This window comes from Lederbergia ruris, from assembly GCF_018332955.1.
Taxonomy (GTDB): Bacteria; Bacillota; Bacilli; order Bacillales; family Bacillaceae_C; genus Lederbergia; species Lederbergia ruris.
Genome location: NZ_BORB01000047.1, coordinates 1 through 26,033 on the forward strand (window position 1 = coordinate 1; position 26,033 = coordinate 26,033).

Genomic DNA, 26,033 nt, shown 5'->3' on the forward strand with positions numbered 1-26,033 from the left:
CCCTCAAGATGAGATTTCCCTAGGCGCAAGCCTTAAGACCCCTGAAAGATGATCAGGTTGATAGGTCCGAGGTAGAAGTGTGGTGACACATGTAGCTGACGGATACTAATCGGTCAAGGACTTAATCAATTATAGAAATGTTTCTCGTTTGTCTTCTTCTTTATCTGGTTTTGAGAGAATAAAATTTAAAAAATCTCTTGCTTTTTACATAAAAAAACATTATAATATATAATGTCGATTGTTAAAAAAGGATCTATTGCTTAGATCGCTCGCATCTTGTGAGCAACGCAGAGATCAGTACATTTTGTGCAAGTGAGGTCTGGTGGCAATAGCGAAGAGGTCACACCCGTTCCCATCCCGAACACGGTAGTTAAGCTCTTCAGCGCCGATGGTAATAAGGGGCTTCCCCTTGTGAGAGTAGGACGTTGCCAGGCAAATGGAGGATTAGCTCAGCTGGGAGAGCATCTGCCTTACAAGCAGAGGGTCGGCGGTTCGAACCCGTCATCCTCCACCATTATATTGCCGGCCTAGCTCAATTGGTAGAGCAACTGACTTGTAATCAGTAGGTTGGGGGTTCAAGTCCTCTGGCCGGCACCATGGACGAGCCATTAGCTCAGTTGGTAGAGCATCTGACTTTTAATCAGAGGGTCGCAGGTTCGAATCCTGCATGGCTCACCATTGATTATTATCCCAATTCATCGAGCGGGTGTGGTGGAATTGGCAGACACGCTAGACTTAGGATCTAGTGCCGCAAGGCGTGGGGGTTCGACTCCCTTCACCCGCACTTATATCTATTCATAATCATCCAAATATGCGGAAGTAGTTCAGTGGTAGAACATCACCTTGCCAAGGTGGGGGTCGCGGGTTCGAATCCCGTCTTCCGCTCCAGATTATGATTATGCCGGGGTGGCGGAACTGGCAGACGCACAGGACTTAAAATCCTGCGGTAGGTGACTACCGTACCGGTTCGATTCCGGTCCTCGGCATTTTTAGCGCCCGTAGCTCAATTGGATAGAGCGTTTGACTACGGATCAAAAGGTTAGGGGTTCGACTCCTCTCGGGCGCGCCAATTCTAAAAAAGTAGAATTTGGAATAATAATGGTTTGCCAAATTTATAACATCCAACATTCTATTTCTCACATTAAACGGGAAGTAGCTCAGCTTGGTAGAGCACTTGGTTTGGGACCAAGGGGTCGCAGGTTCGAATCCTGTCTTCCCGATTATTCTTTCATGGGGCCTTAGCTCAGCTGGGAGAGCGCCTGCTTTGCACGCAGGAGGTCAGCGGTTCGATCCCGCTAGGCTCCACCATTTTAATGTGAATGAATCAATGTGGCGGTGTAGCTCAGCTGGCTAGAGCGTACGGTTCATACCCGTGAGGTCGGGGGTTCGATCCCCTCCGCCGCTATTAACAAAGGGACCTTTAGCTCAGCTGGTTAGAGCAGACGGCTCATAACCGTCCGGTCGTAGGTTCGAGTCCTACAAGGTCCACCATGATTTTATATTGGAGGAATACCCAAGTCTGGCTGAAGGGATCGGTCTTGAAAACCGACAGGCGGGTCATACCGCGCGGGGGTTCGAATCCCTCTTCCTCCGCCATATAAAACCTTTAAAATCATCGCGGGGTGGAGCAGTCTGGTAGCTCGTCGGGCTCATAACCCGAAGGTCGCAGGTTCAAATCCTGCCCCCGCAATTTGGTCCGGTAGTTCAGCTGGTTAGAATGCCTGCCTGTCACGCAGGAGGTCGCGGGTTCGAGTCCCGTCCGGACCGCCATTTGTATTACATAAACTTATTGTTAAATGAAAGGTTTAGGATAAGCGAGAAGGTCGGGGAAGCGGACGAAGAGATTCGAAGCTTAGCGTAAACCATAACTTACGGCTCAGTAGCTCAGTCGGTAGAGCAAAGGACTGAAAATCCTTGTGTCGGCGGTTCGATTCCGTCCTGAGCCACCATTTGAATCGATGCGGTATGGCGGCTATGGCGAAGTGGTTAACGCATCGGATTGTGGCTCCGACACTCGTGGGTTCGATTCCCACTAGTCGCCCCAAAATAATATTACTTTGCGGGTGTAGTTTAGTGGTAAAACTACAGCCTTCCAAGCTGTTGTCGTGGGTTCGATTCCCATCACCCGCTCCATTTTCTACTATGGGCCTATAGCTCAGCTGGTTAGAGCGCACGCCTGATAAGCGTGAGGTCGGTGGTTCGAGTCCACTTAGGCCCATCATTCCGCAGTAGCTCAGTGGTAGAGCTATCGGCTGTTAACCGATCGGTCGTAGGTTCGAATCCTACCTGCGGAGTTGTAACTATTTTCTCCGGTTAATGAAAAGTTGTTTTAGCTTTAATGAATTTTTTACGGGGAAGTACTCAAGAGGCTGAAGAGGTGCCCCTGCTAAGGGCATAGGTCGCGTAAGCGGCGCGAGGGTTCAAATCCCTCCTTCTCCGCCATTACATATTTGCAAGGCCCCTTGGTCAAGCGGTTAAGACACCGCCCTTTCACGGCGGTAACACGGGTTCGAATCCCGTAGGGGTCATCTAAAAAAAGGTAACAACTTCAAAAGAAGCTGTTACCTTTTTTGTCGAGTTCCTCATTCTGAATGATCATCATCAATATAACTATCTTTTTCCTTATAAGGGATATCTCCCAATGGCGACTCCATTCCCGTATCATCTAATTTTTCTTCATACTCTTCTTTCTCATCTGTCTGCAAGGTACTTCTATGGTCACCACTAATATCAGTCACACTAAAGGTCTCATACTCTTCCTGAGTCCCATCCTTACTTTCATCCTGATAAAGCTCGTTATAATCATCGTAATCCCCAACAAAATCGGATGGTGTTTCCGAAGTTCCAAATTTGGCTACTTCCTCAAAGCTATCTTCATAATCTTTGACAGGGCTTCTCAACCGATAAGAAAAAGAGTTGTCATGGGCCGGCTCTAAGACATCTTCTTCAACGGGGCGGTCCCCAGGTACTTTTTGCTCTGGTGAATGATCAATACAATAGGTAGTGGAAGGAAGAGCTTCTAGACGCTCATAAGGGATCTCTTTCCCACAGACTTCACATTGACCATAAGTTCCTTTTTCCATTGCTTCTAGGGCATGCTGAACCTTTCCTAGCTCATCTTGAGCATGTACAGACAAAGCCATGTCTTTTTCTCTTTCATAGAAACCTGTTCCCGCGTCAGCAGGGTGATTATCGTATAGAGATAGTTCACCAATATTTTCGTGAGCACTTCGGTTACGGAAACTATCTTCATCATCTGTGACTTCCAGTTGTTTCTTCTGTTGCAAAAGCTCTTGTTTTAAATTTGACATCTGCTCTTTCGTAATCATCGCGGCACATCCCTTTCAAGTCTTCAAATGTAGTATAAACACTTTTTGAAATGCTAATCAGGATCTCTTTATGAGGATGTTCAAAAAGTCCGGTAAAAATGACACTGCGAATTTCTTCGTTGGCTTGCTTCTCCGCTGCTTGGAAAAGAAAACCACTTTTCCGGCGTGCGATGCGGATTCGGGGAAGCTTTCCTTGTGCTCATGTATCAGATGATAAGGGTCTTCCGTTAAAACCGCCCACGTCCTGTGGGCAACACGGAAGTCAGTACATCCTGTACAAGTCTGCTGCTCGAAGGCTTCGCCGCCTCGAACTTTCGACGTACAGGACGTACAGGACGTACAGGACGTACTAGTGTCGGCGTTGCTGACAGGACGTCAGCGCCTTTAGCCGACTTGGTCCTTTTTATCCTCCTTTTTGAACACTAATTTTTTGATTACTTATATTTTCCTTTAAACAGAAGCTAATAAACATAAAAAAGCCCTCCTGTATAAGGAGGACGATTTAGATAAAATAACTTATAATGATTCCCACGGACATTAAAAGTCCATAGATCGTGTTGGTTTTCGCGGTCGCGACCATGGCAGGCATCATTTCGAACGGTTCCGTTTTGCCAATAAAACCTTTTACAGCTTGGATAGCTTTGGGAATGCTTAAAAAGGTAATGAATAACCAATAGGGTGCTTCCGTAAATAGGGTCATAAAGATTATCCATACATAGGAAAAAGCAAACATTGCCGCTAGTAATATAATCGCATTTTTTCTACCAATGAGAATCGCGATCGTTTTTCGGCCGCTTTCTTTATCACCATCTAAGTCGCGAATATTATTAGAAAGCATAATACTTCCAATAAGTACCGAAATCGGTATGGAAATAAATACGCTTTGCTGGGAAATAGCTCCGGTTTGGATGAAATAAGCAATTTGAATAATGACAAATCCCATAAAAAAGCCTGACATGAACTCCCCAAAAGGTGTGTAGGCAATCGGGCGTGGGCCGCCAGTGTAAAAATATCCGACGAGCATGCAGACAAAACCGATCACAGCAATCCATAAACTTGTGCTTAACGAAATATAGATACCTAATAGAAGGGCAATGCCAAAAAGGATAAAAGCTAATTTTAAGACAGTCTTAGGCTTCACACCATTGCGGACAATCGCTCCTCCAATCCCAACCGATTCCTCATGATCCAATCCTCTGGCAAAATCAAAATACTCATTAAACATATTGGTAGCCGCTTGGATTAACAGACTTGCGATCATCATCGCTAGAAATAAGGGGATATGGATCGCATCATCATTGGCGGCTAAAGCAGTCCCAAGAAAGACTGGAACAAATGCGGCTGTAAGGGTATGGGGGCGTGCAAGCTGCCACCAGATTCTCCAGCCTTTATCTGCTTGTATGGCAGAACTAGCCTGTGCTTTCATAGAAATGTCTCTCCTCTAATGAACAATAATATAGTAAAAATAAGGAAAAAGAAGGATCAAAGGCTAAAACCGCGACAACAATCGCCACGCCTTTGTGACCAACGTCCTGTTGGCCTCTCCTATAAAGTTTATGAAAAGTGTCATAAAGTGTCAATCCTTTCCGATTAAATATTCACGGGAAATGATTTCCTAAGTGTGAACACTACATTTAACGTCCTTCTTCATATATAATAAGGAGGAATACAGACTTTAGAACGTAGCTTTAGGAGAGATTTGACTTGAAGACAATATTATCCCCCAATCGCTTTGTGCAATCAGAAGCAATCGAGAGGGGCAAACTTTTTAGTTATACATTATCCATTGATCCATGTGATCTTTTTGTTTTTTATCAGTCACACCGCACTTATGCAAAAGGACAGAGATTTTATTGGAAAAACGCGGACGGGACATTTAAGATCGTTGGGATAGGGATTGCGGCATCTCTTACAAGTAAATGCCCTGAGAAGAGATTTGAACAGATTCAGCAACAATGGGACAAACTCTTGCAAGCTGCCCATATTGAGAATAGCTTTGACGCTCCAGGAACAGGACCATTATTATTTGGTGGTTTTTCGTTTGATACGAATCAGATGCCTGCGAATGAATGGGGAAGTTTTGGAGACTCCCTCTTTTATTTGCCTGAAATCATGATTACTTGTTGGCAGGAACAATATTTCCTAACCATTAATCAATTTGGCACAATGGATCAGGGGGGAGGAGAACACTTAAAACAGTGGGTAAAGCAGATGAAGGCTGAGCCTCTTCCCCTTCCAGAACAATTAGCCCAAAAAGAATATGATGTAGAAGGATGGCTGCAAAGTGTTGAAGAAGTCGTACATGAATTACAAAACACAGATATGCAAAAGGTTGTATTAGCAAGAAAATTGCAGCTTGACTTTGCTGAATCTATCGCATCGGAAACGATTATTTATCAGCTATTATCCCAGCAACCGAGTAGTTATGTATTTTCTATGGAAGCAGAAGATAGCTGTTTTCTTGGTGCTTCTCCAGAGCGATTGATAGAAAAAGTAGAAAATCAAATTTTATCGACTTGTTTAGCTGGGTCGATTGCTCGTGGGAAAAATGAACAGGAAGATCAGCAATTGGGAGACAGCTTGTTGCAGGATTCAAAAAATCTTTTTGAACATGAGTTAGTGGTTTCGATGATTGAAGATGCTTTACGACCTTTTTGTGAAGAACTATTCATTCCGAATCAGCCTGTCTTAATGAAAAAACCTTATATCCAACATTTATACACTCCTGTAAAAGGAAGGGCGAAAAAGAAAAGTTCTATTTTTGCAATGATTCAATCCTTACACCCTACCCCTGCCTTAGGAGGAGTTCCGACAAGGCCTGCTATGAAAATCATTCGTGACAAGGAAAACATGGACCGGGGATTCTATGGGAGTCCGATCGGGTGGACAGACTATCGCGGAAACGGAGAATTTATCGTTGGGATTCGTTCTGGCCTGACGAAAGGAAATTCAGCCTATTTATATGCGGGGTGCGGTTTAGTGGCTGATTCCATTTCTGAGAAAGAACTCGTTGAAACGCGCATTAAATTCCAACCAATGTTACGTGCTTTTGGGAAGGAGAGCTTATGAATTTACACCAACAAGCTTTAACCGAGTATTTAGCCGCTTTTATTACCGGACTTTTTCAAACGGGAGTTCGGGATGTTGTGATTAGTCCTGGTTCTCGCTCTACGCCACTTGCTCTTTTAATGGTAGAGCATCAGGAGATCAATACTTATATTGATATTGATGAACGGTCAGCTGGCTTCTTTGCCCTTGGTCTCGCCAAAGCTTCAAAGTCACCTGTTGTCCTATTATGTACGTCGGGAACAGCGGCAGCCAATTACTTCCCGGCTGTTGTCGAAGCGAATTTATCGAGGGTTCCTTTGCTTGTGCTAACGGCGGATCGACCTCATGAGTTGCGTGATGTAGGCGCACCGCAAGCGATTAATCAACTTCATTTATACGGTCACCATGTGAAATGGTTTGCGGAAATGGCGCTGCCTGAAAATAGCGCAGAGCAAATTACCTATTCGAAAATGGTTGCCCGCCGCGCTGTGAAAGAATGTAAAAGCCCAGTTCCAGGACCTGTACATGTGAATTTTCCGCTGCGTGAGCCATTGCTTCCAGCTCTTGAGCCTTATCCATTTTCTGAAGAGCAGGCGGACTATGAAATCATCGCAGGTGAGCTAGCATTGCCACAGGCCGCCCTGGAGCGAATCGCACGTGAGATCAGCCAGTATCAAAAGGGCTTGATCATTTGTGGGCCGATGGATCAACCATCTTTTTCTAATGCAGCCATCCGTTTGGCCGAAAAGTTAGCTTTTCCCATTCTGGCAGATCCTTTGTCTCAACTGCGATTGGACAACTCGGTGATCATCGATAGTTATGACGCGATTTTAAAAACAGACCGTGTACTTGCGGAATTTCAACCCGATTTTATTTTGCGATTTGGGGCGATGCCTGTATCGAAACCACTTTCCCTCTTCATGAAAAAATACCGCGGGATCCCGCATTTTATTGTGGATGGACAGGCAGGCTGGAGAGATCCTTATCATCTTGGTACGAAGGTGATTCAAATGGATGAGACGGCATTTTGTCAACAATTGACGAATTATGTAAAGAAAAATGAAAATAATGAATGGTTATCGCAATGGCAGCAGGTCGATCAATTGGCGAAAACGGCGATTAAGGCTCATATGTCTCAAGAGCAGGAACTGGAAGAAGGGAAAGTATTTTATGAGCTCTTCCCACGATTACCGAAAGATAGCACGATTTTTGTCGGCAATAGTATGCCGATTCGTGATGTAGACACCTTTTTCCACAAAAATAACCAAGGCATTACGGTTATGGCAAATCGCGGTGCGAATGGGATTGATGGGGTTGTTTCAACAGCCTTAGGGGCTTCTGTCTATCAACAACCGCTGTTTTTATTAATCGGGGATTTATCTTTTTTCCATGATATGAATGGATTGTTAGCGGCAAAATTATATGAGTTAAACATGACGATCATTTTGGTGAATAACGATGGAGGCGGGATCTTCTCTTATTTACCGCAAGCAGAATCGAAGCAGCATTTCGAAGTTTTATTTGGTACACCAACAGGACTGGATTTTCAGCATGCTGTGGAAATGTATCATGGGCAATACGAAAAAGTGACAGACTGGGAACATTTTTCCAAAGCAATCAAATCAGCAGCAAGTTATAAAGGGTTAAATGTGATTGAAATTCCGACAGACAGGGCGAAAAATCTAACATCCCATCGGAAAATGTGGGAACAAGTTTCCCGGGAAATAACGACTTACCTGCAAGGTGTAGAAAAATGATGATTCATGTGAATGGCGTAGATTATTTTTATACGATGCAAGGAAGTGGGCCGCCATTGTTGCTTTTACACGGATTTACGGGGGATCATGCGACTTGGACAGAATTTGCGGACCGGATGCAAGATCGATTCACAATCATTTCTCTTGATTTATTAGGTCATGGAAAAACAAGTGCGCCTGCAGATTCCAGTCGTTATGAGACAAAACAGGCAGCGAATGATTTAGCTACTATTTTAGAGACATTAAAGATTGAAAAAGTTCATTTGCTTGGGTATTCGATGGGAGGGCGATTAGCTTTAAGCTTTGCGCTTCTCTTTCCCGAAAAAGTGAAAAGTCTAGTTTTAGAAAGTGCATCGCCTGGATTGTCCATACCAGAGGAAAGGGAGGCTCGAATCCATCAGGACGAGCAATTGGCGCAAATGTTGGAAGCAAAGGGCATCGAGGAATTTGTCGATTATTGGCAGGAGATCCCTTTGTTTTCCACGCAGAAAAATTTGCCAAAAGCGAATCAGGAAAAAATTCGCCGGCAGCGTCTACGGCAAAATCCGGTTGGACTTGCGGGTAGCTTGCGGGGGATGGGGACCGGACAACAACCTTCTTGGTGGTCCCATTTAAACGATTTGCTCATGCCTGTGCAATTGATCTGTGGAGACAAGGATCCGAAGTTTTGTCGAATTGCTAGAGACATGGTAAAAGTGATCCCAAATGCGAAGATGACAGAGGTACCAAATGTCGGCCATGCAATTCATGTGGAGGATTTAAAAAGTTTTGATACAATAGTAAGGGAGTTTCTCATCAATCTTGAAAGGAGTTCGGAATATGTCGATTCAATGGACAAGCAAAAAAGAGTATGAAGATATTTTATATGAAACATATAATGGGATTGCCAAAATTACGATCAATCGACCTCATGTACATAATGCATTCAGGCCGGAAACTGTGATGGAATTAATGGATGCTTTTGCCTATGCCCGTGATGATAAAGAAGTTGGCGTGATTATTTTAACAGGGGCAGGGGAGAAAGCGTTCTGTTCCGGTGGTGATCAGAAGGTAAGAGGACATGGTGGCTATGTAGGCGGGGACAACATCCCACGCTTGAATGTTCTTGATCTCCAAAGACTGATTCGTGTGATCCCTAAGCCAGTTGTAGCAATGGTGGCAGGATATGCGATTGGTGGCGGGCATGTTCTTCACGTTGTTTGCGACCTGACGATTGCAGCTGATAACGCTGTGTTTGGTCAAACAGGACCAAAAGTGGGCAGCTTTGATGCGGGCTATGGCTCTGGCTATTTAGCTCGGATTGTTGGACATAAGAAGGCGAAAGAAATTTGGTTCCTCTGCCGTCAATACAATGCGCAAGAGGCATTAGATATGGGCTTAGTCAACACCGTTGTGCCACTCGAGCAATTAGAGGAAGAAACAGTGAAATGGTGTGAAGAAATGCTCGAAAAAAGCCCAACAGCCTTGCGTTTCTTAAAAGCAGCTTTCAATGCTGACACCGATGGTTTAGCAGGCCTGCAACAACTTGCTGGTGATGCGACCTTGCTTTACTACACAACGGATGAAGCGAAAGAAGGTAGAGACGCCTTTAAAGAAAAACGTAAACCAGACTTTGATCAATTCCCACGTTTTCCTTAATATCACGAGAGGACTTGGTGGCATGCCACCAAGTCTTTCTTAACTATGAGAAGCCCTCGATCAAGTTGGAATCGTGCCCGCAATCGAAGTAGTAAGCCCAAAAGGGTAACGATCAAGCCGGAATCGTGCCCGTAATCGAAGTAGTAAGCCCAAAAGGGTCATGATCAAGTTGGAATCGTGCCCGTAATCGAGGTAGTAAGCCCAAAAGGGTCATGATTAAGTTGGAATCGTGCCCGTAATCGAAGTAGTAAGCCCAAAAGGGTCATGATCAAGTTGGAATCGTGCCCGCAATCGAAGTAGTAAGCCCAAAAGGGTCATGATCAAGCCGGAATCGTGCCCGTAATCGAGCTAAGAAGCCCAAAAGGGTAACGATCAAGGCCGAACCGTGCCCGCAATCGAGCTAAGAAGCCCAAAAGGGTAACGATCAAGGCCGAACCGTGCCCGCAATCGAGATAGGAAGCATAAAAAACGTTGCTTCGGTCCATTAAGAAGCAACCCAAATGATTACGAAAGTGAGGGAATGGAATGGGTGAGAGGATCCCGAATTGGCTTTTGCAGCGAAGTCATATCAGCCCCAATAAACCTGCATTGATATTCGAAGACCAAGTGTGGACTTTTCAAGAAATGAAAGACATTGTCCAAGATTTGCAAGCGAAACTAGCATCAAGTTTAAAAGAGCAAGACCGCCGTGCCGCGATTTTAATGAAAAATCATCCAAAAATGGTTTGGTTGATTCATGCACTCCAGCAACTTGGAATCGAAGCGGTCTTTTTAAACCATCGTTTGACCACAACCGAATTAGGGTTTCAATTGCAAGATAGTCAAACCAATCTTCTTTTTTATGATGAGACTTTGGCAGAGATGGCGAATAAACTCCGCGAAGAAAACCCTCAACTCCGGATTTATACAACTACCCAATATGAAAGCTTCCCCAACCAACAGCTTGAAATCAGGGACGAATATGATCTTGCCGCAACTTGTTCGATTATGTATACCTCGGGCACAACTGGCAAGCCGAAAGGAGTGCAGCAGACCTATGGCAATCATTGGTGGAGTGCGATTGGTTCTTCTCTTAATTTAGGCCTGCAAGAGAAAGATTCCTGGCTTTGTGCGGTTCCGCTTTTTCATATTAGTGGTCTTTCGATTTTAATGAGAAGTGTCATTTATGGGATGCCTGTTTATTTAATGGAACAGTTTGATGAGGAAAAAGCCAATTCTCTGCTTCAATCAGGACAAATCACAATCATGTCAGTTGTAACCGCGATGTTAAGCCGAATGCTTGAAACGCTTGGAATGAAAACCTATCATTCCTCTTTCCGGTGCCTATTGCTTGGAGGGGGACCAGCGCCATTACCGCTTTTAGAAAAATGTGTGGAAAAAGGGATCCCGATATTTCAAACATATGGCATGACAGAAACCGCATCACAAATAGCGACTTTAAGCCCAGAAGATGCTTTTAAAAAATTAGGTTCAGCTGGAAAGGCGCTTTTTCCGGCGCAAATACGAATTATTGATGAGAATAACCGAGAGGCCGCACCTAACCAACCAGGGGAGATTCAATTAAAAGGCCCGAATATTACGAGCGGATATCTTGCCCGGCCTGAAGCCAATCAAGTGGCTTTTGAACAAGGCTGGTTCAAAACAGGCGATATCGGTTACATGGATGAAGAGGGATTTTTATATGTATTGGACCGCCGTTCAGACTTAATTATTTCAGGTGGAGAAAATATTTATCCGGCCGAAATCGAGGAAGTGCTTTTGGGACATGACGCCATTATCGAAGCTGGCGTTACGGGGATAAAAGATGAAAAATGGGGACAGGTGCCTTATGCTTTTATCGCCGCCAGAAATTCTGTGTCCGAAGCAGAACTTATGCAATTTTGCCGCACCCATCTAGCCGCATACAAGGTTCCGAAAAAAATTATCCAAGTCGAAGCTTTACCAAGGAATGCCGCCAATAAGTTATTGCGTCGCAAGCTACTAGAATATCTAGAACAGGAGAAACAGTCATGATCGATATTGTAAAAGCACAGGTTTCGATTATTGCGATGCCATTAAAGCAGCCTTTTTCTACCCATTTAGGGACAGTTCGAGAACGAGAGGCCATCATCATTGAACTATGGGATCGTGAAGGAGAAGTCGGCTACGGAGAAACAGTTGCATTTTCCTCCCCATGGTATACGGAAGAAACAGTGAAGACCGCTTATCATATCCAAAAGGATTTTATTTTACCCGTGGTTCTACAAAAAAAGTTTGCTCATCCTTCGGAGTTTACACGTGAATTTTCTAGCCTGAGGGGAAATCCAATGGCCAAAAGTGGCATTGAAACCGCGCTTTGGGATCTGTACGCAAAAAAACAAGGAAAGTCTCTTTCCACGATACTTGGCGGGGAGCGCAATGAGGTGCGGGCAGGAGCGGTTGTGGCTACACAAGATGTCACAGATGCGCTTAAACAGATCGAGCAGTTTTCTGAACAAGGGTTTGAACGCATGAAATTAAAAATTAGCCCGGCCAATGATGTCGAGTTTATCAAGGCGATCAGAAGGGAATTCCCAGATGTGCCCTTGATGGCAGATGCCAACTCCGCCTATACACTGGATGATGTCGACCGCCTTCGTGCTTTGGATGAATTTGACCTACTCATGATCGAGCAACCCCTTGGTACAACCGATATCGTCGAACACGCCATCTTGCAAAAGCAAATCAACACACCGATTTGCTTAGATGAAAGCATCACGAATGTTCATGATGTGAAAAGTGCGATTCAATTAGGAAGTTGCCAAATCATCAACATCAAAGTAGGTCGTGTTGGAGGACTAACGAACGCCAAACAAATTCACGATCTCTGTCAAGAAAATCAGCTCCAAGTCTGGTGTGGCGGCATGATCGAATTTGGTATATCGAAAGCTCATAATTTGGCCTTAGCTTCCCTTCCAGCTTTCACATTGCCAGGTGATCTATCACCTTCCACTCACTATTGGGAAGAAGATATTTTGGATCGGCCCATTGAGATGGAGAAAGGAAAAATCACCGTTCCGACCCTCCCAGGGATTGGATTTTCATTAAACGAACGGCGTGTGGAAGAAGTGCGTTTGCATAAGGAAATTATCACAAGCCACATGACATAGAAAATCCCTTATATATATTTGCAATAAAAACGAAAAATTAACAAAAGTGGTTGATTTTAGTTTATACTTGTGTTATGGAATGTATTTGTACTATTTTCAATGTCTGTTGTAAAAATATCAACAAATCAAGGAGGGGGCGCTGTGGTTAAACGTGGTTTAAGTGATAAAGCTTCAAGAATGGCGAAGTTCACTGGAGAAAGAGCTATGATAGATGCTAAGATGTATAATCAACCAATCATTTACGTTGAAAATGGAAAATTGGTAAAAGAATATCCTAATGGCTATAAAGAGATGACGGAGAGGGCTTCAAATGAATGAAGACATTGTATGTTTTTGCAGGTAACAACGGTTCAGGTAAAAACACTTACAGATCACTAATGAAAAATGAGATATTTTCTGAATTAGATATAGATAATGATTACATTGAACGTATTTTGCGTTCAGATAATGTATTAAATCCCAAGAAGGAATCAGGTAAAAGAACGATAAGCCAGGTGAAAGACTGTATGAATAACTCATGCGTTTTCCTTCATTTCGGATGTTACCTCTTTCTAAACGTCTGACAATCAGTTACCTCTCCTGATGAAGCATTATGCCCATGCTGGCTGACGACATAAATACAATCAGCCCCACATTGATTTCCTTCTTTCCAATAATGACAATTCTAGGCCCACAGGATGTGGGTCAGAACAGCGTTGCGCCAGGACGGCGCGAACTTAGCTGTTCATCCTTCAGAGAATATGAACGTTTATTGATTCAAAGCTTTTTCTAAGTTGGTTAAATTTTTCTCCATTAAAGTAAAATAGGTTTCCTCGTTTTTTAGGTCATCTTCTGTTAACACGGCTAAATTATGAATCGGAAGCAATTCCGTCCCTGTTTCTTTTTGAATAATTTCAGCGAGGTGTGAGTTAATATTTTGCTCGACGAAAATAGAGGGAACCTTTTCTTCGTTGATGGTATCGACAATGGCTTGTAATTTTTTTTGCGAAGGTTCTTCTGTTGACGAAATCCCCGCAATCGCAATTTGCTCGAGTCCATAACGACTTTCCCAATAGCTATAGGCTTTATGGGCCACAACAAATTGTTTTCTTTTCGCTTGCTTCGCCATCGAAGCAAAGTCCTGATCAAGCTGCTCTAATTCACCTGCTAAATCTTGGTAGTTTTTTTCGAATTCTGATTTATACTCAGGCTTAGCCTCCACCAATTGCTGCAAAATTTGTTCTGCTAATTCTTTCGCGTAGATCGGATCAATCCAAAGATGGGGATTCACGTCACCATGATGATGTCCATCTTCCTCACCATGTTCATGTCCTTCATGCCCATGCTCTTCATGTTCATGTTCCTCATGATTCTCATGTTGATGAGACTGAGGTTCCACATCGATTTTCTCCCCAACGGCCGCAATCTGAACAGTCTCATTTTTTAATGTTTTCTCCGCCTTTTGCGCAAAACCTTCTAATCCATAGCCAATATAAAAGAATAAATCGGCATCCGCGAGCTTCATCATATCTTTTTGCGAAGGTTCGAATGTATGCTCATCAGAACCAGGCGGATAAATGGATTGCACAGAAACATGCTCTCCACCGATTCTTTCTGTAAAATATTGTAACGGATAAACCGTTGTATAAATGGTTAGCTTGCCAGTATTATTTTTCTGTTGTTCATTTCCACAGGCCGCTAATAGTAAAATAAAAATTGATACAATCACTAAATAAATACGCTTATGCTTATTCATGCGTTCCTCCTCTTCCTTAATAAGAATCATTCCGATTTAAAGTACGGAAATTAGCATAGCTGATTTTTAAAGAAAAAGCAATATATTTTTTAAAAAAATCATCAAGGGAATATTTTGGTGGAATGGATGTAGCATTGCGATCAGGATGAACAAATTCAGGAAAAAAGCTCTCGTTTTCGTGCTTCTAGCCGTTTATTCATCATGCTGATGCTTCAACTTATCTATTTTTTCTGGAACAGGGTCAATTCCCCCGGGGTGAAAGGGATGGCATTTTCCAATCCGTTTGATGGTTAGCCAACCACCGCGAATCGCCCCAAACCGTTGGATCGCTTCCAATCCATATTGCGAGCAAGTGGGATAAAAGCGACAGGTTGGCGGCTTTAAGGGAGAAATAAACTTGCGATAAAAGCGAATAAGATTTAAAAAGATTGATTTTAACATAGGGTATTCTTCTTTCTAGCGAGATGTTTATCTATAGTTTAACACAATCTGACAGGGACCGAGAGCGAACTCGCCTTATCCGAGAATAAATCAGTCTATCCGAGAGTAAATCAAAACGATTCAGTAAATCCTTCGATCCGAGAGGGGATTGGCGTTTGGTCAAAATTTAGTCCTAGAAAAAACGCTAGGCACCTCCATAAGTGCCTAGCACAAATCCCACCTTATATCTTCAACGGCCCCGCCGCTTTTACTCGCACGAGAATCGCATTGCCGGGCATGTAAGCAAGGGGAAAGTCTTCTAATTGGATAATATCTACCTGGTCTGGATTGGCCCCGGCCGCAATCGCTGTTTGGATCGCTTCTGCTTTAGCTTCTTCAACGGCTTCTTGATGGGATTGGTTTTCTAATGTATAAATCCGTTCAATCGTTCCACTAATATCCCCAAGGGCCGCGCCGATCGCATTGGCGACACCGGCATGGACTGGACGAATCACCCGACTGGCCCCTTGTAAATCCTTAGGCATTAAGGAGGCACCGCCGCCGACTAACACAACGGGTAAAGCTTCCGCACTTGTTTTCATCCGATCAATCGCTTTTTCCACCATTTCGACAAGGTCGGGATAAATTTCGTCAACAGGGTATTGGCCAAGTTGACCAAGGTCTGTTCCTTCAATCTTCATCTTACCGGCGCCGATCGCCACATCTGTAGCCGTTAATTCCTCGCCACCAAACACAAGCGCCCTTTCTGTTAATTGATGACCGACACTATCTGGTCCAATTTTCCAAGCTCCGTCTTCCAAATGAACACGTGTACCCCCGCCTAAGCCAATTGAATAAATATCTGGCATTCGATAATTGGTGCGGACACCGCCCACTTCCACAGCGAGTGATGTTTGTCGTGGGAAGCTATTGCTAAGGACACCAATATCCGTCGTTGTCCCGCCAATATCAACCACAATCGCATTAGGCTCTTGAGAAAGATGAGCGGCACCACGAATCGAGTTTGTCGGTCCACAAGCAATCGTGAAAATCGGATACTTTTGGGCAAACTCATGTGTCATTAAGGTACCATCATTTTGTCCTAAATAAATCTGCGCCTCGATCCCTTGATCCTGTAACGCTTGCCCGAATCCAGATGTGACATGTTGAATCGTGTTCATTAATGCGGCGTTCAAGATTGTCGCATTTTCGCGTTCGATTAAACCAATCGAACCTATTTCACTTGAAAGTGATAATGGAATACCTGGTAATTCTTTTTCTAAAAACGCGGCTACTTCTTTTTCCTGTTCATTCAAAACAGGGGAGAAAACACCTGAAATGGCAATCGAGTCGACATTTCCACGAAATTGTTGGACAGCTTGCTCAAGTTCTTCATATTGAAGCGTGGCGATGGGGGCGCCATTATATTCATAGCCTCCATGAACAAGCACAGTCGTTACTTGCAGCTCTTCCACTAAATCCTCTGGCCAGCCAATCAAAGGGGGAACGGTTGTCCCAGAAGGTAAGCAAAGGCGAATAATCCCGACTTTATTTAAAGCTTTTCTTTCCACAATCGCATTAGTGCAATGGGTAGTTCCTAATGTCGCCACTTGAATCTCTTTCACATTGATTTTCGCTTCTTCGACCAAGGCATCAATCGTTTTTTCAATTCCTGTAAAAATATCGGCGGTTGTGGCATGTTTGGCACTACTTAACACTTCATTATCCGCGTTTAAAAGAACGCCATCTGTATTGGTTCCACCAACATCAATTCCGAGTCTGATCATTTGTTTGCATGCTCCTTTACTAAAGATTCCAGTGGTTGATACTCATATGGATATTGGAAATAATGGGGTCCCGCTGTTTCAATCCCAATTGGTGTCCGCCATTTTTCATGGGCCGGGAACGCAACCACGACGACTCTCGCACCATATTTCAATCCTTCCGTTGTGATCGGCATCCCGGTTTCTTCATCTAAAACTGCAATTAAATCAGGCGTCATCGCAATCGGTTTTCTGTTTAATTCCGCTAACAAATGTTCATTTTGGAAATGCAAGGTACACGATTGGTGTATAAAATCATCCGTTCCATCAAACTGGGCTTCGCCTCGGGTGAACCCACCTTGAATCCCTCTTTTAATAAACACAGCTTTCCCTTTAAAAAGGCGGTATCCTTTTAGCAACTTCAGCATTTGCTCAATCGGATGGACAGCAGCTGTTCGATTGGTCGATAATACAGCACCGATTTCTTGGGCAAGGGTGAGGGTCCCAGGGATCACACTTTTTTTCGCCTGTGCCCCTGTAATTCCATAATCACAAACAATCGAAGAGCCACCCATCGAAATCGTAATATTTCGCGCTAATTTTTCACTCCAAAATCCATCGACAGGCTCAATGGTGACCGTATTTCCTTGTTCATCACCAATCGTTGCAAGCTTTGGTTTTAATCCATCCAAATGGAAAGTGACCATTTGTGCTTCTGGAAAAGCACGCCCCATCGCATCCCCATCTAAGATCGGGATCCCATTCATCGCAGCAACGGCGACGGGAATTAATGAATTAACCCCACCGACCTCGATCGGCATCACGACATCCGTTTTTTTACCAGACGCTTTTTCATAGGCTTGTAATGGTGCCGATAATTGCTCAAAGGAAGGGATTTTTTCGACTAACACACTAGGGGATCCCATTCCAGATGCAGGGAGTACCCAATCCGTATCATTTAATTCATCCACAGAGATCACTTGGACAGGCCCGAATTTTTTAATCGCTGATAAGGCCATCATCTTTCCAATATAAGGATCTCCGCCTCCACCAGTACCAAGGACTGTGGCGCCAATCGCAATATTTTCGATATCTTCTTCATGTAACCATCTCATTAGACAGCTCTCCTTTGTTTCAATAAAATAATGAAAATCGCTTGGAAAAGAAAGGCGACTAGAAAACTATCAACCGATGAAATCGTGGTTAAGGTGAATAGTTCTAAGCCAATCGGACCTTCCATCGTCAACCAGCTAATAAATGTTCCAAGTGCCCAGGCAAGCAGGGGAAGGAATTTGAACGCTTGTTGATTTTCCTGCTTAAATAATTTCTGCCCCCCAATATAATAGGAAGCTGTGTAAACTCCACCGATTGGTGAGATAAACATCGTCATAATCGTTAAGAAATCAATAAAATAATCGTAAATCCCGAAGACTGCTAATAAGGTTCCGGTGATTCCGGCTATTAAAGTGAGGACAACCTTATTCGTTTTCGAAAAAATCACGGCCAAACTTAATCCAGATGAGTAAGCATTGCTCGTATTGGTTGTCCATTGTGCAAGGATTAGGACGAGAATCCCTGGAACTCCTAAGCCAACGGTAATCATAATTGTCGTCAAATCACTTTCATCCATAATTCTCGAGAGGATCATCGCAATCACAATCATAAAACTATTGCCAAAGAAAAAACCAAAGAATGAAGCTAAAATCGCATCTTTTTTTGTGCGGGCCCATCTGGATACATCAGGTGAGATGACGGCCCCTAAAACAAATACCCCAATGACAAGGGAGATCGCCATTCCTAATGAGAAAACATTTTCGACGGGGGCAGATAATTCGCTTGCCCCGTATTTTTTAATCGCTAAAATTACGGATAATACAACTAAAATTAACAGTAAGGGCACAGACCATGTACTTAGTTTTTCAATGGCTCGATAGCCTAGTACGGCTGTGGTCATCATCAAGATACCACCAATTCCTGCTAAGAGAGGAAGAGGGATCTCCCAACCGGCTACCCCTTTAATCGCCGCAAAGGCATTTTCTGCAAAAAATCCGGTTTGAACACCGAACCAACCAAGCAAAGAGATGCCAAGAAAAAGAGAAACAAATTTGGCGCCATTTGCTCCAAAGGTAAATTTAGAAATCATCGAGGTAGATAACCCCGTCACAGCCCCAACATACGCACAGAAAGCAGCTAATCCACCTAAAATCGCAGATCCAATCACGACAGCGAGCAGGGCATCTTGAAAATTCATCCCAGCACCTAATTCAGCCCCAAATAACATGGCAGAAAGGTCGATTCCAACCGCAATCCAGACTAAACTAATGGAATACCATTTTTTCCTTTCACTCATAGGGACAGGTTGTCTTTCGTAGTCATTATTCATGTTGTAATCCCTCCAATAGTTTGGCCATGATTTGATGGGCTTGATCGATTTGTTCTTGCAAAGTTTCTTCATCATATAGATTGATTTCCCAGAATATTCCGTCCATAAGCAGAACAAATTGCTTTGTCAGCACTTTTGCCTCAGCTTCTGTCAGATGGGGGAAATCCCGTTTGGCAAGCTCCACTAAGGAATCAAACATCCATGTATCAAATGTTTTCATATGTTCTTGGAGAAACTGTTTCATTTCAGCAGGTGGTGAAGCCACTAGGGAAATATAAGCATTTGTTTCTTGCCGATGACTTTGATGATAGGCAACCGTCCCAGTCAACAATGATTGGAAAATTTCTAGGAGTCCGCGATCTTTCGCTTCATCCAGTATCCTTTTCATTTGTTCAAAATGGGATTGCAATAATGATTGAAAAGCCGCAATAAACAGTTCTTCTTTATTTTTGTAAAAGAAATAGATCGAAGCCGGCTTGATTCCCACCTCTTTTGCGATCTTTTGCATGGTAGCTCCATGATAATTAAACATAGAATACTGATTTATCGCAGCTGCTAAAATTTTATCTTTAGTCAAAATATTCACCACCTAATAATTGTTAGGTTAAGTTTATAGCAAATTTTGTCGAATTTCAAGTGGTTTTTTATACACCATAAAGAATAAATATAAAAAATATGTAACAAAAGAGAGAATAATTTACATTTAACAGGAGAAGATAAGCATGTTTCATTTACGAAAAACTGGGTAAATCTATCATTAGAGGGAGTGATAAGAGTGACAAACACACAAGTTATGGAAATGCTGAATAAACAAGTAGCGAACTGGACTGTCCTTTACACGAAGTTACATAATCATCATTGGTATGTAAAAGGACCGCATTTCTTTTCGCTTCACGAAAAATTTGAAGAACTTTATAATGAAGCCGATCAGAATATTGATGAATTGGCGGAAAGATTGCTTGCGATCGGCGGTAAACCCGTTGCGACGTTAAAGGATGCTCTGCAAATGGCCAGCATCGGGGAAGTAGAGGAAACGTTGGATGCAAATGGGATGGTGCAATCCATCGTTGATGATTTTACGATTTTAATCGATGAATTAAAAGAAGGAATGGAAATCGCTGAAAAAGCAGGAGACGAATCCACATCTGATATGTTCCTAGCTATTCACACCAGCTTGGAAAAACATAATTGGATGTTAAAAGCCTTTTTAGGAAAATAAAAAACTTGGTGCCTCGTGCACCAAGTTTTTTCAAGTGCGAAGAACCCCATTCAAGTGCGAAGAACCCCATTCAAGTGCGAAGAACCCCATTCAAGTGCGAAGAACCCCATTCAAGTGCGAAGAACCCCATTCAAGTGCGAAGAACCCCATTCAAGTGCGAAGAACCCCATTCAAGTGTGTGAAGAACCCCATTCCCAATTTCTTTGGTAGGGAATGGGGTTCTTAGGATTGGGGGGTTAGCCCAATTTCTCGACCTTGAGTTCATTACATATGTATTTAGTGGTAAAATTTTGAATCGTTGGACGGATATTGGTCATGAAATTCGGCCTGTTCCATTTTACCTTTGAGTGATTCCAAGAGATACATGCGGATAAAATATTGTAATTCAAATTCATTCATATCATGGACAATTTGCATAAGTTCTTTTTTGTTATAATGCTCTAGAACCGCGAAAGTAATCATGTCTAAATCATCTTCGTCTGTGAGTTTATCTTGATACATCGCAAACAATTCATCGACAAGTTTCATTTTAGCACCTCCCTAGCTATCCTTTTATTTACCCTTTTTTGGAAAAAACAATCCTGCCTCCGTATAGATACGTATTCCTTTTTTACAAGGGCCGTCTTACTCAAATCAAAGTATACCTTAAGAATAAAATAAGAAGAAGTGTAACAAAATATGCATAATCGGCAAAAGTGATGACTTTTGGATTACATTGACCTGGAGGTAGATGAGTGTGAATCAACAGGATCGCCAAACCTATTATATATCCATTGGAGCGGGAGAAATTTTTTCGGCTCCTAATGTCTCGCCATGGCAGTTTAAAATCAATGCCACAGAACAGGAGATCGGCAAGCTCCGCCAAATCTTTAATGCGAATTACAATAACAGCATGATCGATTTTGCACGTGCACACGTACCTTTTGTAGAGTATCACAACGACTCCACAAATGATAGATACGATGAAAATTTAATCCAAGTTTATCAACTAATTTATCAGTTAGGGGACCAGGAAGCAAAAGATCATATCGACAGCATTGGGATACTGGAAGATTTTACGAGTGAATGAGCAAATCATTTCCCTCCCTTCCTGAACAGAGTATAGTAAGGAGGGAGGGATAGGGATGTATAAGTTTATTGATCAAAATGGATCTCAAGTTACATTGACTTTTCAGCGGGAGGCTTTTCCCATAAAGGCGCAGCATGTCTTCGTTATTTGTCGGTACCAAGGAAAATGGCTTATGACTGACCACAGCAAGCGGGGATTAGAATTTCCGGGTGGAAAATTGGAGGCCGGAGAAACGATTGAAGAGGCAGCTAAAAGAGAGGTATGGGAGGAGACAGGCGGAATCATTGAAACCATTTCCTTTCTCGGAGAGTATCAAGTAACAGAGCCTTCTTCCGCCCCGTTTGTTAAAGCCATCATGTACGCGGAAGTTCAGGAATTAGAAACAAAGTCTGATTATTTAGAAACGAAAGGTCCGATCTTGTTAGAAGGTGAGCTTTTACCCCAATTACATACCACTCGATTTAGCTTCATCATGAAGGATAAGGTTGTCCCCCTTGCCCTTGAGCAGCTGAAAAAACAGGGTGTCTATTAAAAAAGGCGTGGACCGGTTCTGGATCCACGCCCTTTGCTATTTTTCATTTAACAGTTTTCCTTCCACCCATTCTACTCCTTTATACATCATCGTCGCAAAAATAGCGATCAACAGGAGCGAGAGCATGACAAGGGTGAAATTGAACACTTGAAATCCATAAATAATCATATAGCCAAGCCCTTTGGCGGAGACGAGATATTCTCCAACAATCACGCCAACCCATGATAGACCAACATTCACTTTTAATGTCGAAATAATCGTTGGGAAGGAAGCAGGCAAAATCGCTTCTTTAAAAATTTGCTTCCTTGTTGCACCAAATGTCTTTAATACTTTAATGTAATGATCATCCACTTCCCGAAACGAGGTATAGATGACGATGGTTGTAATAATCACCGATACGAGTGTACCCATGGCAATAATCGAGGTGAATCCTGGGCCAAGGCCGACAATCAGAATCGGACCAAGCGCTACTTTCGGCATCGCATTCATGATCACGAGATACGGGTCAACGATTTTTGAGAAGAAAGGGGACCACCATAAGAGGGCAGCTAATAAGGTGCCGAGGACAGTACCTAAAATAAACCCCATCACCGTTTCAAAAACCGTCACACCCAAATGCGTAAACAAGGAAGCATCCATTACTTTTTCTATCAATAAAGCGCCGACTTTAGTGGGTGAACTGAAAATCAGTGGATCAATCCAATGAAGTCGACTGGCGATTTCCCATAAAGAAAAAAAGAGAATGAAAATTACTATCTGATAAAATAGTACCCATTTTTTCTCCTTTAAAAGCTTTTGTTTATAATGGGCATGGAGGAGGTCAGATTGATTAGCTTTCAAGAGCTTCCAACTCCTTCCATATCGTTTGAAAGATTTGATTATAGGATTCGTGGCTTCTTACATCAAAAGGCTTTAACACTCTTAGTTCTTTTGGAATGTCAAAGATGCGATGAATTTTCCCAGGACTTCCAGAAAAAAGAAAAATACGGTCACTCATCGAAATCGCCTCGCCAATATCGTGGGTCACAAGAATCGCTGTTTTTCCATATGCTTTGAGAATTTCTGCGACCAAATCCTCTAATTTCAATTTGGTTTGATAATCGAGTGCCGAGAATGGTTCATCTAATAATAAAAGTTTTGGATTGACGGCCATTGTTCTCGCAAGCGCAGCTCGTTGGCGCATCCCACCTGATAATTGTTGTGGTTTTTGCTGATTGACGCCTTTTAACCCAATTTGGTTTAAAAAGCTTAGCGCACTTTGCTTTGTTTTTGAACTTAATCTGCCATTCATTTTTAATCCGAGCAAGATATTTTCCTCGATCGTTTTCCAAGGAAATAAATAATCTTGCTGTAACATATAGCCAATGAAATTAGCATCATGATCAGGCGCTTGCTGATCGATGCGGATTTTTCCGGATGTAGGGGTGATTAAGCCAGCCAAAATTGAAAGCATGGTCGTTTTTCCACATCCACTTGGTCCTAGAAAGGAAACAAATTCTCCCTTTTTAATCGTGAAAGACACATCCTCCAAAGCTGTAGTCACAGTGGAGGGAGTGAAATAATGGTGACCGACTTGTTCTACTTCGATAAAACTCATGAGCGGCCCTCCTTCTGTACAAATGGTATATCTTGCTGGGATCGCGCGAGCTGGCTATGAAATTGCGCCACCAGCCGCTCCGAATTCATTTCATTCCTTTTTCAACAATTGAGGTATTGACAAGTTTTTCATAGTCTACTTTTTCTGGAAGTTCCCCTGCTTCATCCATAATGGCTTGTAAATTGTCCCAGCCTTCTTTCGTTAATTTCATATCTTTTGCGAAAGAGCCTTGGCTTCGATAACGTTCTACGACAACGGCCAAAGTATCCAAATCGGAGTCTTCAAAGTACGGAGCAACAACCTTAGCAATTTCTTCTGCATCTGCTTTCTCTACCCACTCTTGAGCTTTATGAAGAGCCCGCACAAAATTTTCAACGGTTTCTGGATGTTTATCCATATAGCTTTGTTTCGCCATAAATGTGGTATAAGGAACATGACCAGATTCTTCACCAAAAGAAGCGACAATATGGCCCTTTCCTTCTTTTTCAAAAACAGAGGCGGTTGGTTCAAACAACTGCACGAAGTCGCCAGTGCCTGAGGCAAAAGCATTCGGGATATTACCAAAATCAATATTTTGAATAAGCTCTAAATCGGTATGGGGGTCGATACCATGTTTTTTAAGCACAAATTCGCCGACCATTTGTGGCATTCCCCCTTTTCGTTGCCCAAGAAAAGTAGAACCTTTTAACATCTCCCAATCAAAATCATCGATCTTTTCACGAGAAACAAGGAAGGTGCCATCAGTTTTCGTTAATTGCGCAAAATTTATGACGGGATCTGTAGCTCCTTGAGCATCCACATAAATCGAGGTTTCAGATCCAACAAGGGCAATATCCGCTCCATCTGACAGCAAAGTGGTCATTGTTTTATCTCCACCCCATGTGGTTGTTAATTCGACATCCAGCCCTTCTTTTTCAAAATATCCTTGTTCTAGGGCAACATATAGGGGAGCATAAAAAATAGATCGCGTGACTTCAGCTAATTTTACCTTTTCTAAAGGATCTTCTTTGGAACAAGCGGTTAAGGCGAAGACTGCGAGAATCGCCACCATCACCAATGATCCTATTTTTAAAATTGCCTTCATGGCGATTGCCTCCTCGTATGTGAATCTGTTTAGAATTATCATATGTAAAATGAAAAATTGTGTGATAGCCTAGAGGAAAGAAGCGATATCGAAGGAGCGGAAATCAATGCGACACGATGGAAAAATGGTAGAAAAACAAGTATTTCCTTCACCAAACCCGTATGTGAACTTATATTTAGTGACCTATATGTCAGAGGGATTAAAGGTAAAAGGGCTTTTAGCGGAACCAAGGCGAGCTGGAAAATATGAAGGCTTCCTCTACTTACGGGGCGGGATTAAAAATGTGGGGATGGTCAGACCAGCTCGGATTGCCCAATTTGCCTCAGAAGGTTTTATTGTCTTTGCCCCCTTTTATCGGGGGAATCGTGGGGGAGAGGGCAATGAAGATTTTGCGGGTGATGATCGCCGGGATGCCTTTTCAGGTTTTGAATTATTAGAGGGCCATCCTCTTGTTCTTTCCAAGCGAATTCATATTTTTGGCTTTTCTCGCGGGGGTGTGATGGCACTGCTTACGGGATTGGAATATGAACAAGCTGCCTCTGTGGTCACGTGGGGTGGTGTATCAGACGTAGCTCTAACCTATGTGGAGCGGGTTGATCTTCGGAGGATGATGAAAAGGGTGATTGGTGGTTCACCGAAGACAGCACTCGAGGAATATCAATGGCGCACACCACTTTATCAAATGGAAGCGATGAAACCGCCTGTGTTAATTATTCACGGAATGCTTGATGACAATGTGACAATCGAGCATGCCCATCGCTTAGAAAAAAGACTACGCACACTGGGGAAAAAAGTGGAAACCTGGTATTTTGAACACTATACCCACTATTTTCCACCAGCCGTCAATCGAAAAGTTGTCAAAGATCTTTGTTATTGGATGAAACAACAGGAAAATCACGATATAATGTAATTAGTATGATTTAACAAGGAAATGGGGGATCACAATGGGAATGCCCTTCGAATTAAATACGTTGATTGTAACAAAAGGAAATGAAGTGAGACAACAGGGAAATCAATTCACGCTTAAAAAAGATGGCTATCGGCTGTATCCAATTGATATCCCAATCGAGGTGCGCCACACCATTGAAAGTGATTACCGAGCCACTGCGAAAATTCAAAAGGTCGAGTGGGAAAATAACCAAACGATTATCACGTATCAACTACTTGCTTTGCACTCCAGTAATTAATTAGTTTGAAATAGGAGAAAAAGAGGCTGGGACATAACTAGCCAAAAATAGTAAATAAAAAGGTTCCAAGCAATAAAAAATTTGCTTGGAACCTTTTTTTGTAGAGTTTCTCCCTCTCCCGGCACTATTTTGCCGTTCATGGCG

The 26,033-nt window shown here is 42.8% G+C and carries 24 protein-coding genes, 21 tRNA genes, 2 rRNA genes and 1 pseudogene; 35 read left to right on the forward strand and 13 right to left on the reverse strand.

Annotated elements, in window-relative coordinates:
• From KI363_RS18780 to KI363_RS18890, 23 genes are all read left to right on the forward strand, one after another.
• Positions 1–129, forward strand: a 23S ribosomal RNA gene (locus KI363_RS18780); the annotation flags it as partial.
• 189 nt (positions 130–318) lie between these two features.
• Positions 319–434 (forward strand): 5S ribosomal RNA (gene rrf / locus KI363_RS18785).
• A gap of 4 nt (positions 435–438) precedes the next feature.
• Positions 439–514: transfer RNA gene (locus tag KI363_RS18790), tRNA-Val, on the forward strand.
• A 7-nt stretch (positions 515–521) separates the two neighbouring features.
• Positions 522–597 (forward strand) — tRNA-Thr (locus KI363_RS18795).
• A 5-nt stretch (positions 598–602) separates the two neighbouring features.
• A tRNA-Lys gene (locus KI363_RS18800) sits at positions 603–678 on the forward strand.
• Positions 679–702: 24 nt separating this feature from the next.
• Positions 703–784 (forward strand) — tRNA-Leu (locus KI363_RS18805).
• A gap of 29 nt (positions 785–813) precedes the next feature.
• A tRNA-Gly gene (locus KI363_RS18810) sits at positions 814–888 on the forward strand.
• A 12-nt stretch (positions 889–900) separates the two neighbouring features.
• Positions 901–986, forward strand: a tRNA-Leu gene (locus tag KI363_RS18815).
• Between the two features lie 6 nt (positions 987–992).
• Positions 993–1,069 (forward strand) — tRNA-Arg (locus KI363_RS18820).
• Positions 1,070–1,146: 77 nt separating this feature from the next.
• Positions 1,147–1,220, forward strand: a tRNA-Pro gene (locus KI363_RS18825).
• Positions 1,221–1,232: 12 nt separating this feature from the next.
• Positions 1,233–1,308 (forward strand) — tRNA-Ala (locus tag KI363_RS18830).
• A 23-nt stretch (positions 1,309–1,331) separates the two neighbouring features.
• Positions 1,332–1,405 (forward strand) — tRNA-Met (locus KI363_RS18835).
• A gap of 9 nt (positions 1,406–1,414) precedes the next feature.
• Positions 1,415–1,491 (forward strand) — tRNA-Ile (locus KI363_RS18840).
• Positions 1,492–1,503: 12 nt separating this feature from the next.
• Positions 1,504–1,596 (forward strand) — tRNA-Ser (locus KI363_RS18845).
• Positions 1,597–1,616: 20 nt separating this feature from the next.
• A tRNA-Met gene (locus KI363_RS18850) sits at positions 1,617–1,690 on the forward strand.
• 3 nt (positions 1,691–1,693) lie between these two features.
• Positions 1,694–1,770: transfer RNA gene (locus KI363_RS18855), tRNA-Asp, on the forward strand.
• A gap of 103 nt (positions 1,771–1,873) precedes the next feature.
• Positions 1,874–1,949: transfer RNA gene (locus KI363_RS18860), tRNA-Phe, on the forward strand.
• A gap of 19 nt (positions 1,950–1,968) precedes the next feature.
• Positions 1,969–2,044 (forward strand) — tRNA-His (locus KI363_RS18865).
• A gap of 15 nt (positions 2,045–2,059) precedes the next feature.
• A tRNA-Gly gene (locus KI363_RS18870) sits at positions 2,060–2,133 on the forward strand.
• 11 nt (positions 2,134–2,144) lie between these two features.
• Positions 2,145–2,218, forward strand: a tRNA-Ile gene (locus tag KI363_RS18875).
• A 4-nt stretch (positions 2,219–2,222) separates the two neighbouring features.
• Positions 2,223–2,294 (forward strand) — tRNA-Asn (locus KI363_RS18880).
• Positions 2,295–2,351: 57 nt separating this feature from the next.
• Positions 2,352–2,442 (forward strand) — tRNA-Ser (locus KI363_RS18885).
• 14 nt (positions 2,443–2,456) lie between these two features.
• Positions 2,457–2,528: transfer RNA gene (locus tag KI363_RS18890), tRNA-Glu, on the forward strand.
• 54 nt (positions 2,529–2,582) lie between these two features.
• On the opposite strand, the gene KI363_RS18895 is transcribed toward KI363_RS18890, so the two are convergent.
• Together KI363_RS18895 and KI363_RS18900 are read right to left on the reverse strand one after the other, a co-directional pair.
• Positions 2,583–3,329, reverse strand: coding sequence for a TraR/DksA C4-type zinc finger protein (locus tag KI363_RS18895; RefSeq protein ID WP_158324465.1), 747 nt, complete (start codon positions 3,327–3,329; stop codon positions 2,583–2,585).
• Positions 3,330–3,831: 502 nt separating this feature from the next.
• Positions 3,832–4,755, reverse strand: a complete 924-nt coding sequence (locus tag KI363_RS18900; RefSeq protein ID WP_212967291.1) for a 1,4-dihydroxy-2-naphthoate polyprenyltransferase — start codon at positions 4,753–4,755, stop codon at positions 3,832–3,834.
• 278 nt (positions 4,756–5,033) lie between these two features.
• Here KI363_RS18900 and KI363_RS18905 point away from each other — a divergent pair, with 278 nt between their 5' ends.
• The 7 genes from KI363_RS18905 to KI363_RS18935 all read left to right on the forward strand — a co-directional run bounded on the left by KI363_RS18905 (position 5,034) and on the right by KI363_RS18935 (position 13,218).
• Positions 5,034–6,398: an isochorismate synthase gene (locus tag KI363_RS18905; RefSeq protein WP_212967292.1), complete on the forward strand. Its 1,365-nt coding sequence runs from the start codon at positions 5,034–5,036 to the stop codon at positions 6,396–6,398.
• Complete coding sequence (gene menD, locus KI363_RS18910; protein WP_212967293.1) at positions 6,395–8,134, forward strand: 2-succinyl-5-enolpyruvyl-6-hydroxy-3-cyclohexene-1-carboxylic-acid synthase; 1,740 nt, start codon at positions 6,395–6,397, stop codon at positions 8,132–8,134. The genes KI363_RS18905 and menD overlap by 4 nt, the downstream gene beginning before the upstream one ends.
• The gene (gene menH / locus KI363_RS18915) at positions 8,131–8,988 is read left to right on the forward strand and encodes a 2-succinyl-6-hydroxy-2,4-cyclohexadiene-1-carboxylate synthase (protein WP_158321464.1); all 858 of its coding nucleotides are present in this window, start codon (positions 8,131–8,133) and stop codon (positions 8,986–8,988) included. Before menD ends, menH begins: the two co-directional genes overlap by 4 nt.
• The gene (gene menB, locus KI363_RS18920) at positions 8,954–9,772 is read left to right on the forward strand and encodes a 1,4-dihydroxy-2-naphthoyl-CoA synthase (RefSeq protein WP_158321463.1); all 819 of its coding nucleotides are present in this window, start codon (positions 8,954–8,956) and stop codon (positions 9,770–9,772) included. The genes menH and menB overlap by 35 nt, the downstream gene beginning before the upstream one ends.
• Before the next feature lie 525 nt (positions 9,773–10,297).
• Positions 10,298–11,785, forward strand: coding sequence for an o-succinylbenzoate--CoA ligase (locus tag KI363_RS18925; protein WP_212967294.1), 1,488 nt, complete (start codon positions 10,298–10,300; stop codon positions 11,783–11,785).
• Complete coding sequence (menC, locus tag KI363_RS18930; RefSeq protein WP_212967295.1) at positions 11,782–12,900, forward strand: o-succinylbenzoate synthase; 1,119 nt, start codon at positions 11,782–11,784, stop codon at positions 12,898–12,900. The genes KI363_RS18925 and menC overlap by 4 nt, the downstream gene beginning before the upstream one ends.
• A 141-nt stretch (positions 12,901–13,041) precedes the next feature.
• Positions 13,042–13,218 carry a hypothetical protein gene (locus tag KI363_RS18935; protein WP_191967394.1) on the forward strand — a complete coding sequence of 59 codons (177 nt, stop codon included), beginning with the start codon at positions 13,042–13,044 and terminating at the stop codon, positions 13,216–13,218.
• A gap of 223 nt (positions 13,219–13,441) precedes the next feature.
• Here the strand turns inward: KI363_RS18935 and KI363_RS18940 are convergent.
• From KI363_RS18940 to KI363_RS18970, 7 genes and pseudogenes are all read right to left on the reverse strand, one after another.
• Positions 13,442–13,552: pseudogene (locus KI363_RS18940) on the reverse strand (DUF1540 domain-containing protein); the annotation flags it as partial.
• Positions 13,553–13,648: 96 nt separating this feature from the next.
• Positions 13,649–14,635 carry a metal ABC transporter solute-binding protein, Zn/Mn family gene (locus KI363_RS18945; RefSeq protein WP_212967296.1) on the reverse strand — a complete coding sequence of 329 codons (987 nt, stop codon included), beginning with the start codon at positions 14,633–14,635 and terminating at the stop codon, positions 13,649–13,651.
• Between the two features lie 192 nt (positions 14,636–14,827).
• Positions 14,828–15,076, reverse strand: coding sequence for a membrane protein insertion efficiency factor YidD (yidD, locus tag KI363_RS18950; protein ID WP_212967297.1), 249 nt, complete (start codon positions 15,074–15,076; stop codon positions 14,828–14,830).
• Positions 15,077–15,297: 221 nt separating this feature from the next.
• Positions 15,298–16,842, reverse strand: coding sequence for a hydantoinase/oxoprolinase N-terminal domain-containing protein (locus KI363_RS18955; RefSeq protein WP_212967298.1), 1,545 nt, complete (start codon positions 16,840–16,842; stop codon positions 15,298–15,300).
• Entirely contained in the window at positions 16,839–17,933 is a 1,095-nt protein-coding gene (locus tag KI363_RS18960) for an S-methyl thiohydantoin desulfurase family protein (RefSeq protein ID WP_212967299.1), read from the reverse strand. The genes KI363_RS18955 and KI363_RS18960 overlap by 4 nt, the downstream gene beginning before the upstream one ends.
• Complete coding sequence (locus tag KI363_RS18965) at positions 17,933–19,201, reverse strand: cytosine permease (protein ID WP_158321455.1); 1,269 nt, start codon at positions 19,199–19,201, stop codon at positions 17,933–17,935. The genes KI363_RS18960 and KI363_RS18965 overlap by 1 nt, the downstream gene beginning before the upstream one ends.
• Positions 19,194–19,778 carry a TetR/AcrR family transcriptional regulator gene (locus KI363_RS18970; protein ID WP_212967300.1) on the reverse strand — a complete coding sequence of 195 codons (585 nt, stop codon included), beginning with the start codon at positions 19,776–19,778 and terminating at the stop codon, positions 19,194–19,196. The genes KI363_RS18965 and KI363_RS18970 overlap by 8 nt, the downstream gene beginning before the upstream one ends.
• 216 nt (positions 19,779–19,994) lie before the next feature.
• Here KI363_RS18970 and KI363_RS18975 point away from each other — a divergent pair, with 216 nt between their 5' ends.
• Positions 19,995–20,420 carry a Dps family protein gene (locus tag KI363_RS18975; RefSeq protein ID WP_158321477.1) on the forward strand — a complete coding sequence of 142 codons (426 nt, stop codon included), beginning with the start codon at positions 19,995–19,997 and terminating at the stop codon, positions 20,418–20,420.
• 276 nt (positions 20,421–20,696) lie between these two features.
• Here KI363_RS18975 and KI363_RS18980 read toward each other — a convergent pair whose 3' ends face one another.
• Positions 20,697–20,948 carry a DUF6154 family protein gene (locus KI363_RS18980; RefSeq protein ID WP_158321453.1) on the reverse strand — a complete coding sequence of 84 codons (252 nt, stop codon included), beginning with the start codon at positions 20,946–20,948 and terminating at the stop codon, positions 20,697–20,699.
• A 208-nt stretch (positions 20,949–21,156) separates the two neighbouring features.
• On the opposite strand from KI363_RS18980, the gene KI363_RS18985 reads away from it, so the two are divergent.
• Positions 21,157–21,489, forward strand: coding sequence for a hydrolase (locus tag KI363_RS18985; RefSeq protein WP_373306814.1), 333 nt, complete (start codon positions 21,157–21,159; stop codon positions 21,487–21,489).
• A gap of 55 nt (positions 21,490–21,544) precedes the next feature.
• On the forward strand, positions 21,545–22,021 hold the full coding sequence (gene ytkD, locus KI363_RS18990; RefSeq protein ID WP_158321451.1) for an RNA deprotection pyrophosphohydrolase: 477 nt from the start codon (positions 21,545–21,547) through the stop codon (positions 22,019–22,021).
• Between the two features lie 36 nt (positions 22,022–22,057).
• Here ytkD and KI363_RS18995 read toward each other — a convergent pair whose 3' ends face one another.
• The 3 genes from KI363_RS18995 to KI363_RS19005 form a co-directional block, all read right to left on the reverse strand.
• Entirely contained in the window at positions 22,058–22,861 is an 804-nt protein-coding gene (locus KI363_RS18995) for an ABC transporter permease (RefSeq protein ID WP_212967302.1), read from the reverse strand.
• A complete protein-coding gene (locus KI363_RS19000; RefSeq protein ID WP_212967303.1) occupies positions 22,851–23,618 on the reverse strand; it encodes an ABC transporter ATP-binding protein in 768 nt (255 codons plus the stop codon). Before KI363_RS19000 ends, KI363_RS18995 begins: the two co-directional genes overlap by 11 nt.
• Before the next feature lie 85 nt (positions 23,619–23,703).
• Positions 23,704–24,702 carry an ABC transporter substrate-binding protein gene (locus KI363_RS19005; RefSeq protein WP_158321448.1) on the reverse strand — a complete coding sequence of 333 codons (999 nt, stop codon included), beginning with the start codon at positions 24,700–24,702 and terminating at the stop codon, positions 23,704–23,706.
• A gap of 106 nt (positions 24,703–24,808) precedes the next feature.
• Here KI363_RS19005 and KI363_RS19010 point away from each other — a divergent pair, with 106 nt between their 5' ends.
• Together KI363_RS19010 and KI363_RS19015 are read left to right on the forward strand one after the other, a co-directional pair.
• Entirely contained in the window at positions 24,809–25,612 is an 804-nt protein-coding gene (locus KI363_RS19010; protein ID WP_158321447.1) for an alpha/beta hydrolase family protein, read from the forward strand.
• Between the two features lie 34 nt (positions 25,613–25,646).
• The gene (locus tag KI363_RS19015) at positions 25,647–25,889 is read left to right on the forward strand and encodes a DUF2584 domain-containing protein (protein ID WP_158321446.1); all 243 of its coding nucleotides are present in this window, start codon (positions 25,647–25,649) and stop codon (positions 25,887–25,889) included.
• Positions 25,890–26,033: the final 144 nt, after the last annotated feature.